Origin of the sequence: Micromonospora sp. KC213 (genome assembly GCF_004348325.1) — a bacterium.
Taxonomy (GTDB): Bacteria; Actinomycetota; Actinomycetes; order Mycobacteriales; family Micromonosporaceae; genus Micromonospora.
This window is the reverse complement of the sequence record NZ_SMKF01000029.1, coordinates 1-16,296: the sequence shown is the minus strand read 5'-3', so window position 1 is coordinate 16,296 and position 16,296 is coordinate 1. Positions and strand designations below refer to the sequence as shown.

Below are 16,296 nucleotides of genomic sequence, written 5' to 3'. Positions count from 1 at the left end.
GACCCGCCCGGGGGCGCGTCAGACGGCGGGTTCGAGGCGGTCGCGGAAGGTGCTGCGGTATGCCTGGGGTGTGGTGCCGACGCGGCGGGCGAAGTGGTGTCGTAGGGCGGCGGCATCGCCGAAGCCGGCCCGGTCGGCGACCTCCTCCACGGTCAGCCGGGTCTCCTCCAGCAGCCGTCGGGCCAGCAGCACCCGCTGGTTGGTGAGCCAGTCGTGCGGCGTGGTTCCGGTCTCGGCCCGGAACCGGCGGGCGAAGGTACGTGGTGACATGCCGGCCCGGGCGGCCAGCTCGTCCACCGTGGTCGGCCGGTCCAGGTGCCCCATCAGCCAGCGCAGCACCGGCTCCAGGGTCGGCGCGTCGGGGGTGGCCGGGATGGGCGCCTCGACGTACTGGGACTGTCCCCCGTCGCGGTGCGGTGGGACGACCATCCGCCGGGCCAGTCGGGTGGCGGTGGCCGAGCCGTGCTCCTGACGTACGAGATGCAGGCAGGCGTCGATGCCGGCGGCGGTGCCGGCGCTGGTGAGCACCGTGCCGTCGGCGATGTAGAGCGAGTTGCACCGGACCCGGGCCAGTGGGTGGCGGGCCTGCAACTCGTCGACGTACCGCCAGTGGGTGGTGCACTCCCGGCCGTCGAGCAGCCCGGCGGCCCCGAGCACGAACGCTCCCGAGCACACGCTGAGCAGGTACGCGCCGCGCTCGGCGGCCCGGCGCAGCGCGTCCAGCACGGGCGGCGGGATCTCGCCGCCCTGGGCGTGGGCGGGGACGGCGACCAGGTCGGCATCGTCGACCGGGGCGAGATCGGCGTGCGGGGTGAGGCCGAAGCCCGAGGAGGTACGAACGGGGCCGCCGTCGGCGGTGCAGACGGAGAACCGGTAGCCGGGGAACCCGTCGGCGGTGCGGTCGGTGCCGAAGACCTCGGCGAGCACGCCGAGTTCGAAGGGGGCGACCCGGTCGAGGGCGACGACGGCGACCGAACGAAGCATGTGACGAGGGTAACCCCACCGGCGGCAGAAAATCGAGGTGCGGTGGCATTTCTGCCACTGTTCGACCCGGCGGGCCCGGCGGAGACTGGTGTCAGTCCGGTGCGCACCGGCGGCGAGAACATCCAAGACAACGCGAAAGCGAGCGCCGCCATGGAGTTTCTGCTGCTTCTGCTCTTTCTGGTCGGCCTGGCCGTCGCCTCGGCGGCCGGTCTCACGGCCGACACCCGGGACTCGGCCGACTGGAAGCCGACCGACCAGGGCCGCCGCTGGTGCTCCCGGGTCCGCTGGGGTAATTAGTCCGGGTTGCCGGAAAAGTTTGGGGTGGGGTCGCTCCCGGAGGGGCGGCCCCGTCGACGGAGGCCAGTCGCCATGGGGCAGGCTAGGAGTCATGGCTGACGGCTCCTGGTACGACGCCGACATCGATCACGTCATCATCTCCGAGGCGCAGATCCGCGAGAAGACCGCGGAACTGGCCAAGCAGGTCTCGGCGGACTACGCCGGCGTCGACGACGGACTCCTGCTCGTCTGCGTGCTCAAGGGCGCGGTCATGTTCATGGCCGACTTCGCCCGGGCGCTGGGCCGGCACGGCCCGCCGGTCGAGCTGGAGTTCATGGCCGTCTCCTCGTACGGCCAGGGCACCTCCTCCTCCGGTGTGGTCCGCATCCTCAAGGACCTGGACCGGGACATCGCCGGCCGGCACGTGGTCGTGGTGGAGGACATCGTCGACTCCGGACTCACCCTCTCCTGGCTGCTGCGTTACCTGGAGTCGCGGTCGGCCGCCAGCGTCGAGGTGGTTGCCCTGTTCCGCAAGCCGGAGGCGGTGAAGGTCACCGTGCCGGTGAAGTACGTCGGCTTCGACATCCCGACCGAGTTCGTGGTCGGCTACGGCCTCGACTTCGGCGAGCGGTACCGCGAGCTGCCGTACGTCGGCGTGCTCAGGCCCGAGGTGTACGCCCGGGCCTGAGGTCGAACCCTCGCGCCGGCGTCGCGGTTTGCGGCAGGTGGGGGTGTTCGGCGCGGTGGGCGCCGCCGCGTGACGCAACCGAAGTCGATCACATCGCGGGTCGTGGGCGGTGCGGCACGGGCTGGACGTTCAGCGGGCTCTCAGTGAATCCGGCTACGGTAGGTCGCGGTGACGTGGGGGCGATTCCGCGTCCGGCTCCTCGACCGCGTGACCGGGCGGACGGACGGGCCGGTCGGGAGCTTCTCGTCACGCCGGCTGAAACCTCGGTTCGCCCTCCGCGTAAGTGCTGGGCTCACAAGCTCACATCTGGCACGAACGGTGTACGGTCGAATGACCGCGACGCGGCAGTTCGCGCGGCGTGGGGTCGAGGCCGGCCCGCACGGCGGCTCGGCGCCGCCGACGGCGGCGACACCATTCAGACGGTCAGGACGTCGATCAGGAGGATGCGGGCGCCCCGGTGCCCGACAACAGCATGGAACGTACGCGTTTCTTCCGCCGACCGGTGGTCTGGATCATCCTGGTCATCCTCGGCGCCGTTGTGCTCAGTCAGCTGTTCACCGCTGGTCCCAGCTACCACCGGGTGGACACTTCCGTTGCGCTCGACCAGCTCCACACTGCCAAGATCAATAAGGTCGTCTTCCAGGACAAGGAGCAGACGCTCCGGCTCGACCTGGCCCAGAAGACCAAGTTCGGCGGCACCACCACCGACCGGATCGAGGCCCAGTTCCCGTACGAGGTCGGCGACGAGGTCTGGAACGAGGTCCTCGAGGCCAAGGCGGCCAACCGGGTCACCGGCCCGGCCGACGTCGAGGTGTCGTCGGACAGCATCTGGGTGAGCCTGCTGGTCAACCTGCTCCCGATCGCCCTGCTGGTGCTTCTGCTGATCTTCTTCATGTCGCAGATGCAGGGCGGCGGCTCCCGGGTGCTCAACTTCGGCAAGTCCAAGGCCAAGATGATCACCAAGGACACGCCGAAGACCACCTTCGCCGACGTGGCCGGGGCCGAGGAGGCCGTCGAGGAGCTGCACGAGATCAAGGACTTCCTGCAGAACCCGGCGAAGTACCAGGCCCTGGGCGCCAAGATCCCGAAGGGCGTGCTGCTGTTCGGCCCGCCCGGAACCGGTAAGACCCTGCTGGCCCGCGCGGTCGCCGGCGAGGCGGGCGTGCCGTTCTACTCGATCTCCGGCTCCGACTTTGTCGAGATGTTCGTCGGTGTCGGCGCCAGCCGGGTCCGCGACCTCTTCGAGCAGGCCAAGGCGAACGCCCCGGCGATCGTCTTCGTCGACGAGATCGACGCCGTCGGCCGGCACCGCGGGGCCGGCATGGGTGGCGGCCACGACGAGCGCGAGCAGACCCTCAACCAGTTGCTGGTCGAGATGGACGGCTTCGACACCAAGGGCGGGGTCATCCTGATCGCCGCCACCAACCGGCCGGACATCCTCGACCCGGCACTGCTGCGCCCCGGCCGCTTCGACCGGCAGATCCCGGTGGACGCCCCCGACATGGAGGGCCGCAAGGCGATCCTGCGGGTGCACGCCAAGGGCAAGCCATTCACCCCCGACGTCGACCTCGACTCGGTGGCCCGCCGTACCCCGGGCTTCAGCGGCGCCGACCTGGCCAACGTGATCAACGAGGCCGCGCTGCTCACCGCCCGCAAGGAACAGCGGGCGATCAGCAACGACTCGCTGGAGGAGTCGATCGACCGGGTGATCGCCGGCCCGCAGCGCCGGACCCGGGTGATGAGCGACCAGGAGAAGAAGATCACCGCGTACCACGAGGGTGGGCACGCGCTGGTCGCCTGGGCGTTGCCGCACGCCGCACCGGTGCACAAGGTGACGATCCTGTCCCGCGGCCGCTCGCTCGGCCACACCCTGGTCCTGCCCACGGAGGACAAGTACACCCAGACCCGCGCCGAGATGATCGACACCCTGGCGTACGCGCTGGGCGGTCGCGCGGCCGAGGAACTGGTGTTCCACGAGCCGACCACCGGCGCCGGCAACGACATCGAGAAGGCCACCCAGTTGGCCCGCGCGATGATCACGCAGTACGGCATGAGCTCCAAGCTCGGCGCGATCAAGTACGGCACCAGCGGCGACGAGCCGTTCCTCGGCCGCAACATGGGCCACGAACGGGACTACTCCGACGCGGTGGCCGCCGAGATCGACGCCGAGATGCGCGCCCTGGTCGAGCTGGCTCACGACGAGGCCTGGGAGATCCTGGTGGAGTACCGGGACGTCCTCGACAACATGGTCCTGGAGCTGATCGAGAAGGAAACCCTCTCCACCGCCGACATGGCCCGCATCTGCGCCCGGGTGGTCAAGCGCCCGCCGATGGCCCCCTACAACGGCTTCGGCAAGCGTCAGCCCTCCACCGAGCCGCCGGTCCTCACCCCCGGCGAGAAGGAGAAGCTCAAGGCACAGGCCCAGGCAGACGGTGCGTCCGTCGGCGGTGCCTCGAACAACTCGGACGGTACGCACTGAGCAGCGACGCCGCGGCCAGCCCCGACCACCACCCGGGGCTGGCCGCCTCGTCCACCGAGCCCGACGGTGACGAGGCGCTCGACTACGTCGCCGCTCGGCTGATTAGCGGCAAGCTCACCGGCCGGCCGGTCGAGGACACCATGGACCTCGCCCGGATCGAGAAGGCGGTCCGGGAGATCCTCATCGCGGTCGGGGAGGACCCCGACCGCGACGGACTCCGGCAGACCCCCGCCCGGGTCGCCCGGGCCTACGCCGAACTCTTCGCCGGCCTGCGGGTCGACCCGGCCCAGGTGCTCAGCACCACCTTCGAGGCCAACCACGAGGAACTCGTGCTCGTCCGGAACATCGACGTGATGAGCCTCTGCGAGCACCACCTGCTGCCGTTCCGCGGCAGCGCCCACATCGGCTACATCCCCGGCCCCGACGGCCGGATCACCGGCCTGTCCAAGCTGGCCCGACTGGTCGAGGTGTTCGCCCGTCGCCCCCAGGTGCAGGAGCGGCTCACCTCACAGATCGCCGACCTGCTGATGAGCAGGTTGCAGCCGCGCGGCGTCGTGGTGGTGCTCGAATGCGAACACATGTGCATGGCGATGCGCGGCATCCAGAAGAGCGGCGCGCAGACCATCACCTCAGCGGTGCGGGGCACCCTCCAGCACGACGCGAAGTCGCGGGCCGAGGCGATGGCCCTGATCATTCCCCGCTGACCTCGGCGATCAGCCGCCCAGCATCGCCAGCATGAGCCCGGCGGTGGTCGCCACCGCCGGCACCAGGCAGGTCAACGCCCCCAGCCGGGGGGTACGGTCCAGCCGTTCGCCGGCAGCGGCCGGGAAGAACCGCCCCACCGCGACCCAGCCGACGGCGAACGTCACCGCCGGCATCGGCACCCCGACGACCAGCGCCGCGACGCTCACCGCGCCCGTACCCGCCACCAGGAAGATCACCAGCTGCGCCAGTGGCACCAGCAGGGCGAGCGGGCCATACACCAGCAGGTTGCGCAACCGTGGCGGCCACGCCGACGGGCGCAGCGGCCCTCGCGTCGCCAGCGTCGCCTCCGCGGCGTCCACCACGCCCAGGGCCACCCGCAGCGCCGTCAGCACCGCAGCCGGACCCCCCACCATCGACCGGGCCGCCTCGGTCAGCTCCGGCGGCGTCGGGGTCAGCGAGATCGACGGTACCCCCAACCCACGCAGTCGGGCCTGCTGCGGCGCCAACCGGGCATGCACCCGAACCAGTTCCTCCCGGGCCGCCTCCACCGCCCGGGCCTGCTCCACCGCGGCGGTCGCCGCAGCACGACGTACCCCGTCGAGCTGTCGGGCGGCGGCCAGGTACTCCGTCCACGGGTCCGCCACCGCCCCGACCGGCTCGTCACCGACCCGCTGCCGGGACGGTCCGTCGACGCCAACCCCACCTTTGGGAGGTCCCGTCGTCTCCGCCGCCCCGCTCACGACCACCCCGCCTCGTCGGCGGCGAACGGCACCAGCACGACCCCCCGCTCACCCGGGCCGTCGAAGAGCACTGCCCGGCCGGGGCGGGGCCGCCACTCCATCGGACGGCCGAAGACCCCGCCCAGCGTGGCTCCCGGCACGTCCACCACCACGACGGCCGCCAGCTTGTCCACCGCGTCCTCCGGATCCAGCAGCGCCGCGAACGGCGGCACCGTACGCCACCACCCCAACAGGTGCATTCCCGCCGGGGGCCCGTCCCGCAGCAGCGCCCGCAGCCGCTCGACCGGCAGCTCCGCCGGCCGGGCCGAGTCCGCCCCGAACACCACCAGGTACGCCGGCCCCTCCTCGTCGACCACGCTCGACAGGCCCGGACCGTCCACCGTCCGCACCCGGTGCCGCTCCGCCAGCTCGGCGGCCAGAGCGGCCACCAGCGGGGCCGTACCGTCGGCCAGCGGCGCGAGCACGAAACGGGCGCTGCCCGGCGCGTGGTGGGCGGCCGTGCTCCGCACGGCGGTCACCAGCAGCTCGGCTGCCTCCGCACCCGCGCCCAGGATGGCCACATTGCGCCCCGCCACCGGGCCCAACGGCACCGAGACGGTGCTCCGGGCCACGTCCACCGCCCGGCCGAGCAGTGCCGCCGGCCTGCCGGCCCGCCCCGCCAGGGCCGCCCGCATCCGGGGATCATTACCCAGTAGCGGCCGGGCCCAGCCGGCGAAGACCACCGGCGGGATCGCGTCCTCCGGCCGGGCCGCGAAAAGCCGGTGCCGCAGCCGCTCGACGGTCTCCGGGTCATCGTGCGGATCCGGGAACCGCACCAGGCGTTCGTGCCCCCGGGTCGCGCCACGCGGCCCGCCCAGGCCACCTGCGGTGTTCACCACCGCACTGCCGGCCGCCAGCCCGGCGGCCGAGTCGTTGGTCGGCATCAGCACCGCGCCGCCACCGGAGAGCGCAACCCGGACGGGAAACTGCCCCAGCACCGAGTCGCGGGGCGCGGCGCCGGCCCCGATGCCCAGATCACCCGCGCCGGCCAGGACCAGATGGACGCCGTACGCCCGCCCCGCACGGGTCAGCCCGTCCAACCGGGCCAACACCTCGGCGGCGACCGGATCCCGGTCGGCCAGCAGCAACGGGAAGTTGTCGAGCACACAGACGACCCGCGGCAGCGACTGGTGTTCCCGCAGTTCGGCGAAGCGCTGCCCACCGGCCCGGGCAGCAGCCTCCTCCCGCCGGCGGGCTTCTGCCGTCAACTGGTCGAAAAGGTCCCGGACGTACTCCGGGTCGGCGGCCATCGCCGCCGACCGCACCTGCGGTATCCAGGTCCGGTCCCGCTCGGTCTGCAGGAACTCCACGAAGGACTCGTTCTCCCCGAGATCCACCAGGTGCAGGACCAACTCGTCCGGGCCGTAGCGAGCGGCGAGACCGAGCAGCGCGGTGGTGAGGAACGCGGCCCGACCCGCGTCGCAGCGGCCACTGACCAGCCAGTGCGGGGTGAGTTCGGTGAATCCGACGGTCACCGCCCGGCCGGCGGCGTCACCGACCGTGGTGGACAGCCCCGCCGTGGACGAAACCTGCCACAGCGGGTCCGTCTCCGCCGGCAGCAACTCGGTCAGGCCCAACCGGGAACCGGCCTCGATCTGCGCGGCCAACCGCCGGCAGACCGTTTCGATCAACTCCGTCCCCGGATCCTCGTCCACGAACACCGGAGCGTTCAGCCCGCCGCCGGACTCGGCGCCCGGCCCGCTGAACGGACTGCCCGGCGGATCGCCCAGCAGCGCGTACGCCGTCCGCAACGCCAGCCGGGTCGCTCGCGGCAGCGGCGGCCGGCCAGCCACCGGCCAACCGGCGACCAGCAGATGCAGTCCGGCCTGCCGACCTGACCCAGCCAGTGCCTCCAGCCGGGCCAGGTCGTCGGTCGTGGTGTGCGCCGGGAACCCGGCGACGACCAGCAGCAGCGTCCGATCGTGCCGGCGGGGACGGCCCGCGCCGGGGGAGACCCACTGCTCGGCCTCGGTGAGCATGGCGCGCAGGCTGGTCACGTCCACCGCGGGCGGCGGCAGCAGCCCGGCGTCCGCCAGGGCCGCGAAGGGCGTGAACGTGTCGCCCCCACCCACCCCGTCCACCGCGCGGACCAGCAGGCAACCGGCCGGCGTCGCCGCCAGCAACCGCAACAGCACGGCCCGGAGCAGCCCTACCGACCGGGGCTCCCGGGCATCAACGTCGAACGTGAGGTGACCGGTGCCGAGCAGCGGCACCAGAGCCGGGAAACGGGCGTCGTCCAGCGGCGCGGCCATGCCGACGCGAACGAAGGGCGGGTTCTCCTCGCCGGCCGGGGTGTCCGGTGGAAGTGACTCCAGCCCCGCACCGGCCCAACCCGGGGCGAGCCGGGCCGCAGCGGTCCGTAGCCGGTCCGCCAGCTCGTACTGCCGGCGCTGGTCGGCCGGGGCGGGACGGATCTCATCGAGCACGTTGGCCGCCGCGGCGGCCGTGGCGGCGGCCCGCCGGTGCAGGGCCGCGGCACGGTTCGTGCGACCCTTCGGACCGGCCACCGTGTCCACCCCTCTTCCCGAGGTTGGAAACCTCCCCGAGCAGACCGTATCCCAGGTGCTGTCGCCCGCCCGGGAAGCTGCCCGGCGCTGCGCCAGGCTTGTCGTACCTGGTGGGCAACTCTCACGTCCCGGGGTCACCCTGTCACCATCCGCAGGATCTGGGGCATTGGGTACGAGCGGTTCAGCCGATAGCCTCAGGGAGTGGAATCAGTGCAGCCCCCCGCCGGTTCCCAGGTCTCCCGCGTACCGGCGCAGCGGACCCCTCCGGATCAGCTCGCGCCACCCGTCACCACCCCGGTGCCGCCGCCTCCGAAGCAGCGACGGGTCCGCACCGTCCTGAGTGTGGCCGCGGCGGTGATGGCGCTGCTCTGCGCCGGCGGGGCGGCGATCGGTTACGTGCTGTACGACCGGGCCACGGCACCGGATCGGAGCGCACCAGACGTGGTGGTGGACAACTACCTGCGCGAGTTCCTCGTCAACCGGAACGACATCCGGGCCGATCAGTTGGTCTGCGAAGGCGGAACCGCCAACCTGAAAGCCGTAGAAGCCTTACGTACTGAGGTAGAACAGCGAGAAGTGAACTTCGGTGTGGTCGTGCGTATCAGCTGGGGACCGTTGACCCGTGGTGGGGCTGCCGATGGTGGGACAGTGAGCACCACCTTGACGATCGCAGGCTCGTTGAACGGGCAACCACGCAGCAGCCGTCGCGAAGATTGGATGTTCGACGTGGTCAACCGGGACGACCAATGGAGAGTCTGTGGAGCTCGGAAGGTATCCTGAGACCACTACTCGATCCACAGCAAGTGCACCGGCACCTCCATGGTGCTGGGGGGCTGACCACGCCAGGCCCAGCGGTACCACTCCAGTTCCGAAGTGACCCGCACACAGATGTCACCCTCGGCGCCGGAGTAGGTTTCGGTCACAGCCCGCAGATCCCGGCGCTCGACCCCGTCCTCCACGTACACCACCCGCCGACCAGCGACCGAGTCGACCTCGAACACGGGAGTGGGGGACCGGTGGCTAGGGCCGTCGAGGGAGACCAGCCGAATGCCGGACTCGGTGCGGGGTGCCTGCCGCGAGGTGTGGTCACCGAGGGTTTCCACCCACACCCGTTCGACGGGCACCAGCGGGGCGAAGACCTCGACCTGGTCCGACTCGGCGCGGTACCACTCGTGTTCGGGGATGACCGGGACGTAGGTGCTGCTTCCCTGCACCACCCGCTCGTCGGCCCGGAGGTCGCCGCGCCAACCCAGGCGGGGCAGCCCGACCAGCACCCGCCGGCCGCGCAGCTCCACCCGACTGGTGGCCGGCACGATCTTCACAGGACGTGGTGGCCGGGGGGCCCAGTCCGGCTGACCGGCGAAGGGATCCGGGAGCGGATCGCTCATCGCTGGGCGACTTTCGCCGACGCGGTCAGGGCGGCCCCGCGCTGCCGCATGAAGTGCACCGGGTCGATGGCACTCAGCGAGGAACGGTCGCCATCCCGGTGCACCTCGAAGTGCAGGTGTGGCCCGGACGAGTTACCGCTGCTGCCGACCCGCCCGATGACCTCGCCGGCCCTCACCACCTGGCCGGGCACCACCAACGGCTTCTCCACCATGTGGCAGTAGCGGGTGACGTATCGACCGGCGTGCAGAATGTCGACGAACCACCCGCATCCGCCTTTTCCGGGCGACCCGTCGACATCACAGTCCCGGCGGCCGTTGTGGTCCGGATCGCACCGGGCCACCAGCACCCGGCCGGCGGCGGCGGAGTGGATCGGAGTGCCCTTGCGGGCGGCGATGTCCACCCCGTTGTGCCGCGGCCGGCTCGCGGTACGGAAGCCGGAGCCCACCCTGCCCGGGATCGGAGCCGTCCACCCTGAGGCGGCGATGTTGTCGCCGGAAGCCTGGTCGCAGACCGCCCTGTTCGCGATCTGCACGGTCTTGGCTGCACCGCCGGCGAGGACGTTGATGATCTGGCTCGCGACTTCCTCGTGTTTGGCGTACGCGTCCGGGTAGGCGCTGATCTGTACCTTCTGGGCGGCCAGGGTCAGTGGCAGTTGCTGCCAGTTGTCGACCTTGAGCAGCTTCTCGTAGAACTTCCGGGCCGCGTACTCGGGCGTCATGCGTTGCGCGACACTGCCCCAACCGGCGCGTTGCTGGAACAGGCCGACCGAGTCGTGGTCCCGACCGACACCCTCGTGGGGGAGTTGCCGGGACCTCACGACGGTGCTGTTCGCCAGGTTGCGCAAGGCTGACTCCTGCATGGCCGTGGCCACCGCGATCACCCAGCCGCGGGGTGGCACCTTCATCTCCTGGCCAACCCTGATGATGATGGCGGCGTTGCGCAGCTGGCTGTCGCCGTACCTCGACATTCGGGGCATGTCGCCGGTCACCTTGACCTTGTGGTCCTGCTGACAGGCGATCTCGTTCGAAACGAGGGTCTCCTGGTCGCCGCCGAGATTGGTGAGGAAGAAGGCGGCGCTGCCGCCGCCGCAGCACAGCAGGGTGAGGGTGGCGGTCAACGCGGTGAGCAACGCACCGACCCGAAGCCGGCGACGGGGGTGCTCGCTCCCTGACTGTTCGGTGTTCATGTCCGCTCCCAGTCGACCGCGTCCACCAGCCAGCGCCCGTCCGGCGCGACCAGCTCAAGTCGGAGCCGGCCACTCTCCAGCGGCACCAGGACCTCGGTGAAAGCCTCGGTCCGGGGACGGAGGGTCACCGCCCCGGTGACCCTTTCCGGCGGCACACTGGTCGGATCCGCGTCACCCAGCTTCTCGATCAGTTCCGGTGTCGCCAGCGGGCGCAGGCTGGCCTGCCACTTCTCTGCGGTGCTGGCCGGGCCGCCGAGCCAAGCGGTGGCGAACCGGCCTGCGGTCTGCTCCGGGGTCAGTTCCCCGGGCAGGGTCTTCGGAGACTGCGGCGTGGGGCTGGCGAGCACGCCGTCGTCGCCATCCTCCGGATCCACGGTGGTGATGGGCTGGCTGGGACGACTGCTCAGCCCGATGGTCGAACCGCCAGGACCGGAGACCAGCCGGGCGGATCCGATCACCACGAAGACCAGCACGGCGATCGCGACCGCGATGCCGAACCGGGACCGTAGGACTCGGGTGAACAGGAGTTCCAGCGCCCGCCGCATCGCCGTCACCGGGCCTCGGAGCGTACCCGGGGCGCCGGCTTGGGCGCTGGCGCCCGTTCTGCCGAATCGGGCCGGTACACCACAAAGGAGGGGGCCTCTTCCGGCACGTCCGGCTCCGTCCAGCTCGCCGGCCGGCGGCGGGGACGCGGAACCGGTGGCTTTTCGGCCGTAGGTAGCCTTTCCTGCCGTTGGTCCGTCTCGTCGGGGCGTTCCCGGCCATCCGGGCGTTCCCGGGGCTCGCGGCTCGCGGGCGAATGCGACGGATCCTCAGCGCGGGCCTCGGGGCGCAGCGGTGATGGTTCGAGGGCCAGGCCGCGTCTGCGGGCGAGAACGGGTTCGGCGGTACCGCCCGGCTCGGCCGCGTCGAGCCGGGCGGCGACCCGCATGTCGCGGAAGAAGCGGCGATGCCACGAGCCGGCGGAGCTGACCGCCTCGCTGCTGTCCTTACCACCGAGCTGAGTGATCCGCCGATACGGGCGCAACAGCAGCCAACCGACCACGCCGCAGAGCCAGACGAGCACCACCTGGAGCCAACCCGGCAGGGTCGGCGTACTCATGATCAGGTCAACGGCGAAGAGGTAGATCGCCGCGCCGGTGCCGAAGATGGCGATGTTGAAGACGGCGGCGACGACCGCGTTGCCGAGCCGGCGCAGGCCGGCACTGGCCGGTCGCAGCAGGCCGATGGTGCCGAGGATCGGTGCGGCGATGACCGCCCATCGGAAGATCAGGAAACCGAGCAGTACCAGCAACGACGCGGTCAGGTCGAACATCGCGAAGAGCAGGGCGGCCAGCACCGCGATGAAACCGGAGCCGATCCGGTCCATGTCCCGGGTGCCCTTGAGGTACTCGTAGGCCTCCTCGTCCTCCCTGCTGATCTGTTCGGCAACGCGTGCCCACTGCTGCTGTTTGGCCTTGATAGTCGCCTCGCGGGTACCCGGGTTTTGCCGCAGCTTCTGCGTTTCCTCCCAGGACAGTGACTTGGCGTCGTAGAGCGCGGGCCCGTACTTTTTGGCCGTTTCACTGTCCGCCGACCCGAGCACGCCGCGCAACCAGTTCCGGTAGAGCATCGACTCCGTGGCGGTGTCGCTCGCGCGAACCGCAGGAGGCCGGTTGTCTTTGCAAGCCTCGGGATTCGGATCATCACACTGCCCTGCTGGGGTATCGCGGGCAGCCGGGCCGACGGCATCGTGGACGACGCCGAGCGAGGTGATGAGGGTGCCGTCGGCGATGCTCGCGGACTTGACCGGCCAAGCGGCCAGCGCCGTGACCGCCACCATCACCAGCAGTGCCCAGCCGGCGGTTGTCATCGCATTGCTCATGTCCGACTGGCGTGAGCGCCAGAGAAGGTACAGGCCGACGACACAGAGCGTGATGATCCCGAAGACGCTGAACACCTTCTGGTAGACAGCCTTCGTAGCCTTCTCCACCAGGGGGTCGGCCCAGTTCCACATCGAACGCGGATTCCAGGCCCGCTCGCGTAGCGCGTTGGAAGCGCCCACGATCGCGGTAGCGACCATGAACTCCCCATTGGCCACTGTCGTCGTGAACTTGTATTCCGGGTGCAGCACGGACGAGGCGCAGCCTTCGTCGAGATCGTATGTGGCAAAGCTGTAGCCGGCGTAGCCGTAGTCACTGTAGAGGCCCTTCGGGCCGGGAAGTTTTGACGAGTCCGGCTGGGAGGCGAACCAACCAGCCAGCCCTGAATCGGGTGCCGACGGGACCGGCGCGTTACGGCATTTCACCTGGTCCTCGCTGACTTCCTGGAGCTTCGCGACGCAGGCGCGGAAGTCGGCCTGCCACTCCTCGGTGCTGCACAGCTCCGCCCTCGCCTGGGCCGGGGTGGGTGCCGGGGCGGCGTGCGCCGGTGTCGGGGCGAGCACCGGCCAGGCGAGCGTGGCACCGGCGAGCACGCCGAGTGCGAGGAGGAGCGCCGTGATCCGTGCCCGGGCCCTCGCCATGTCACGCCTCCAGATCAGCCAGGACGGTCGGCAGCTGCCCGGCCGCCTGGGCGGCCGCGGCGGGGGTGGTGTCCAGGTGTTCCAGCAGCCCTTCCACGTACGACACGTCGACGCGGACCTTCTGCACGCGCCCGTCGACGTCGCGCATGACGAACTCGCGGAAGCCGAGCCGGGCCGCGGAGGTGGCGTCGACGGCGGAGAGGGAGGCGAGGGTCGCCTCGTATCCGTCGTCGACCGGCACCCGGAGCAGCCGCAGCGCCTCGGAGGCGATCTCGGTGTCCTCGGCGATCCGGCCGACGAAGACGGTGGAGACGAGGTTCTGCACGTCGAGGCCGAGGATGTCCTTCGGGTTCTGCGACGCGACCAGGGCGGCGAGGTTCCACTTGCGGGAGTCTCGGGCCAGGCGGACCAGGAACGACCGGCCGGAGCGCCAGCCTTCCATGAAGTGCGCCTCGTCCAGGCCGACCAACTTGCGCGATGACATTGAGCCGCCGTAGCAGCGGCGGACGGCGAGCCGGTGCGCGGTGTGCAGCATCGGCAGTGCGAGGGCCTCCTCGGCGGACCAGTACTCTCGTTCGATCTTGAGGTCGGGCAGCCGCAGGCCGGCCATGGTGATCACCGTGAGCGCCGCGTCGGCGCCGAGCAGCCCCTCCGGCGGGCGGCCGAAGAAGAGCATCGCCAGCGGCATCTCGGCGGTGTCCAGCAGCAGGTTGGCCAGCTCCCGCCCGGCGTCGTCGTCCATCCCCTGCAGGCAGGCGACCACGTCGTCCAGGGTGGAGGTCTCCTCCGCCGGCACCTGTCGTACCGCGTGCCGGAACAGGGTGGCGGTGGACGCCTCCCGGGCCACCTGTGGTGGCACCAGCATCATGCAGATGTCCTGCACCAGCATCCGGCGCTCGGCCCGGGCGTTGGAGACCGCGATCTCGAACTCCCGGTCGCCCGCCGCCCCACTGCCGAACTCGCTGCGCAGCGGCGTCGGGATGAGCGAGTACGGCGCCAGCGTCCCTGGTTCGGAACCGGTCAGGTTCAACACCCGCGCGTACGGCCGCAGTTCCGGCATGGCGCAGAGCCGGGCCAGCGGGCCGGACGGGTCGAGCAGGGTCACCTGCACCCCCCGTCGGGCGGCCAGGTAACCGAGCGCGCCGAGCAGGGTCGACTTGCCGCCGCCCGGTTCGGCGACGAAGACCGCGAGGCCGGAGCGTTCCCGTACCTCCATCGGGAAGTGCAGGTCGAGGAAGACCGGCCGCCGGCAGGTGCCGGCCGTCCGGCCGATCAGGTCACCGCGGCGGTCGCCGACCGTGGACGCGGCCTGCGGTAGCGCCGCGGCGAGCAGGTTGACCGGCATTCGGCGGACGTACCCGGTGTTGGCGATGGGCTCGCCGGGGATGAACTCGCGGGCCAGCCAGTCCTGGTTCTTGGGGTGCTGGAGCGAGATGCGCAGTTCCCGGGAGTAGAGCTGGATGAGCCGGCGGGCCCGCTCCAGGCACTCCTCGCGGGTGCGGCCGCCGACCGCGATCCGGTGCCAGCCGTGCGCGCGGGCCGAGTCCACCGGCAGGCCGGTGGTCATCTCGTCGCCGATCACCAGGGCCCGCTTGGCGAGCCGTTCCAGCTCCGGCGGCGCGTCGATGCCGTGTTCGGCGTAGTCGAGCTGCTGGGAGCGGATCATCCGCAGCCGGTGTTCGAGGTTACGGAACGAGTCGTTGGAACCGAGGATGTCCACCCGGGTGGAGATCTCCATCGGCCAGGGCAAACGCTCGTGGAAGTGCAGCCATGGCTCGTGTCGCTCGGGAATCTCCAGCGGCTCCATCCGGCCGACGGCGAGCACGGCGACGTGCCGCTCCTCGCCGGTCATCCGGTTGACCAGTTTCAGCGTCGAGCCGTACGGGGTGCGGTAGCGCTCGACCTGTTCGGTGAGGGCCAGCAGGTCACCCCGTTCCCACCGGCCGTTGGTGACCGGGGAGAGCACCCCGGGTGGGGCCATGCAGAGCGCGACGGAGCGGTAGAGCAACCACTCCAGTTCCTGCGCGGTCACCCGGCGCCCGCGCATCCCGAACGCGCCGAGCACCTCGTCGAACTGCTCGACGGTGCGGCCCAGCTTGCGGCGTTCGCCGTCGGCGGTGCCCCGGCCGAAGACCCGCAGCAGTCGCTCGGTGAGTGAGTCGCCGAGCGACCGGCGGGCGAAGGTGACGCCCAGGTAGGTCTGCCCCTCGGCGTGGTTGACCGACATCAGGTGCCGTTGGGCGGCCACCAGGTGGTCGGCCCAACCGGCGGTGCCCGGGACGTCGGGCAGCGGCGAGGTGGTGTGGGCGTCGATGGTGCGGGCCCACTCGTCGGCCGGGAACGGGCGGGTGGTGCGGCGCAGGTGCAGTCGGAACCCGGCCAGGCCGGCGTACTGCTCGGAGATGGCGGAGAGCAGCGCCTCCCGTTCGGCGTCCGGGCGGAACGCCCAGCGCACCTCGGGCAGCCAGTACCAGGCGGTGACGGTGTTCGGGGTGAAGGTCAGGTGCCCGGCGATCTCGGTGATCGCCAGATCGATCGACGGGTCCCGGTCACCGAATTTGATCTTCGGTGGGCGTACCCGGACGGGTTTGGTCGGGGTGTCGCGTCGGCTCGCCGCGCCCTGGCGCGGCGCCAGTTCCCGGGAGGTCCGTTCCGCCGGTGCCGGCGGGACCGCCTCGGTCAGTTCCCGCCGGCCGGCTTCGGTCGGGTCGGGGTGACCGACGTCGGTGGCGGACCCGGCCGCGATCCGGAGCGGCTCGGCCTCCTCGGGCCAGGGGGGTGCGACGGGTACGGGGGGTGC

At 71.2% G+C, this 16,296-nt stretch carries 13 protein-coding genes; 5 read left to right on the top strand and 8 right to left on the bottom strand.

The annotated features are described in order from the left end of the window. Positions 1-18: 18 nt before the first annotated feature. Positions 19-984, bottom strand: a complete 966-nt coding sequence (locus E1166_RS09460) for a helix-turn-helix domain-containing protein (protein ID WP_132337615.1) — start codon at positions 982-984, stop codon at positions 19-21. A gap of 42 nt (positions 985-1,026) precedes the next feature. On the opposite strand from E1166_RS09460, the gene E1166_RS09455 reads away from it, so the two are divergent. The 4 genes from E1166_RS09455 (at position 1,027) to folE (ending at position 5,131) form a co-directional block, all read left to right on the top strand. Next, the gene (locus E1166_RS09455) at positions 1,027-1,281 is read left to right on the top strand and encodes a hypothetical protein (RefSeq protein WP_132337613.1); all 255 of its coding nucleotides are present in this window, start codon (positions 1,027-1,029) and stop codon (positions 1,279-1,281) included. 91 nt (positions 1,282-1,372) lie between these two features. After that, the gene (gene hpt / locus E1166_RS09450; protein ID WP_132264721.1) at positions 1,373-1,948 is read left to right on the top strand and encodes a hypoxanthine phosphoribosyltransferase; all 576 of its coding nucleotides are present in this window, start codon (positions 1,373-1,375) and stop codon (positions 1,946-1,948) included. A gap of 472 nt (positions 1,949-2,420) precedes the next feature. Continuing rightward, positions 2,421-4,427: an ATP-dependent zinc metalloprotease FtsH gene (ftsH, locus tag E1166_RS09445; RefSeq protein ID WP_132337611.1), complete on the top strand. Its 2,007-nt coding sequence runs from the start codon at positions 2,421-2,423 to the stop codon at positions 4,425-4,427. 38 nt (positions 4,428-4,465) lie between these two features. After that, a complete protein-coding gene (folE, locus tag E1166_RS09440) occupies positions 4,466-5,131 on the top strand; it encodes a GTP cyclohydrolase I FolE (RefSeq protein ID WP_132264715.1) in 666 nt (221 codons plus the stop codon). 9 nt (positions 5,132-5,140) lie between these two features. On the opposite strand, the gene E1166_RS09435 is transcribed toward folE, so the two are convergent. Beyond that, entirely contained in the window at positions 5,141-5,776 is a 636-nt protein-coding gene (locus E1166_RS09435; protein ID WP_132337661.1) for a hypothetical protein, read from the bottom strand. A 92-nt stretch (positions 5,777-5,868) separates the two neighbouring features. Beyond that, positions 5,869-8,427 carry an FtsK/SpoIIIE domain-containing protein gene (locus E1166_RS09430; protein WP_132337609.1) on the bottom strand — a complete coding sequence of 853 codons (2,559 nt, stop codon included), beginning with the start codon at positions 8,425-8,427 and terminating at the stop codon, positions 5,869-5,871. A 201-nt stretch (positions 8,428-8,628) separates the two neighbouring features. Here E1166_RS09430 and E1166_RS09425 point away from each other — a divergent pair, with 201 nt between their 5' ends. Continuing rightward, positions 8,629-9,198 (top strand): hypothetical protein, encoded by a 570-nt coding sequence (locus tag E1166_RS09425; protein ID WP_132337659.1) that lies wholly within the window; start codon positions 8,629-8,631, stop codon positions 9,196-9,198. Between the two features lie 5 nt (positions 9,199-9,203). On the opposite strand, the gene E1166_RS09420 is transcribed toward E1166_RS09425, so the two are convergent. The 5 genes from E1166_RS09420 to E1166_RS09400 form a co-directional block, all read right to left on the bottom strand. Beyond that, positions 9,204-9,806: a hypothetical protein gene (locus tag E1166_RS09420; protein ID WP_132337607.1), complete on the bottom strand. Its 603-nt coding sequence runs from the start codon at positions 9,804-9,806 to the stop codon at positions 9,204-9,206. Then, positions 9,803-10,993: a M23 family metallopeptidase gene (locus E1166_RS09415; RefSeq protein ID WP_132337605.1), complete on the bottom strand. Its 1,191-nt coding sequence runs from the start codon at positions 10,991-10,993 to the stop codon at positions 9,803-9,805. The genes E1166_RS09420 and E1166_RS09415 overlap by 4 nt, the downstream gene beginning before the upstream one ends. Next, the gene (locus E1166_RS09410; RefSeq protein WP_132337603.1) at positions 10,990-11,547 is read right to left on the bottom strand and encodes a hypothetical protein; all 558 of its coding nucleotides are present in this window, start codon (positions 11,545-11,547) and stop codon (positions 10,990-10,992) included. Before E1166_RS09410 ends, E1166_RS09415 begins: the two co-directional genes overlap by 4 nt. Further along, positions 11,544-13,496, bottom strand: coding sequence for an MFS transporter (locus E1166_RS09405; RefSeq protein ID WP_132337601.1), 1,953 nt, complete (start codon positions 13,494-13,496; stop codon positions 11,544-11,546). The genes E1166_RS09410 and E1166_RS09405 overlap by 4 nt, the downstream gene beginning before the upstream one ends. A gap of 1 nt (position 13,497) precedes the next feature. Beyond that, the coding region (locus E1166_RS09400) for an ATP-binding protein (RefSeq protein WP_243710262.1) at positions 13,498-16,296 on the bottom strand (2,799 nt) is incomplete at its 5' end.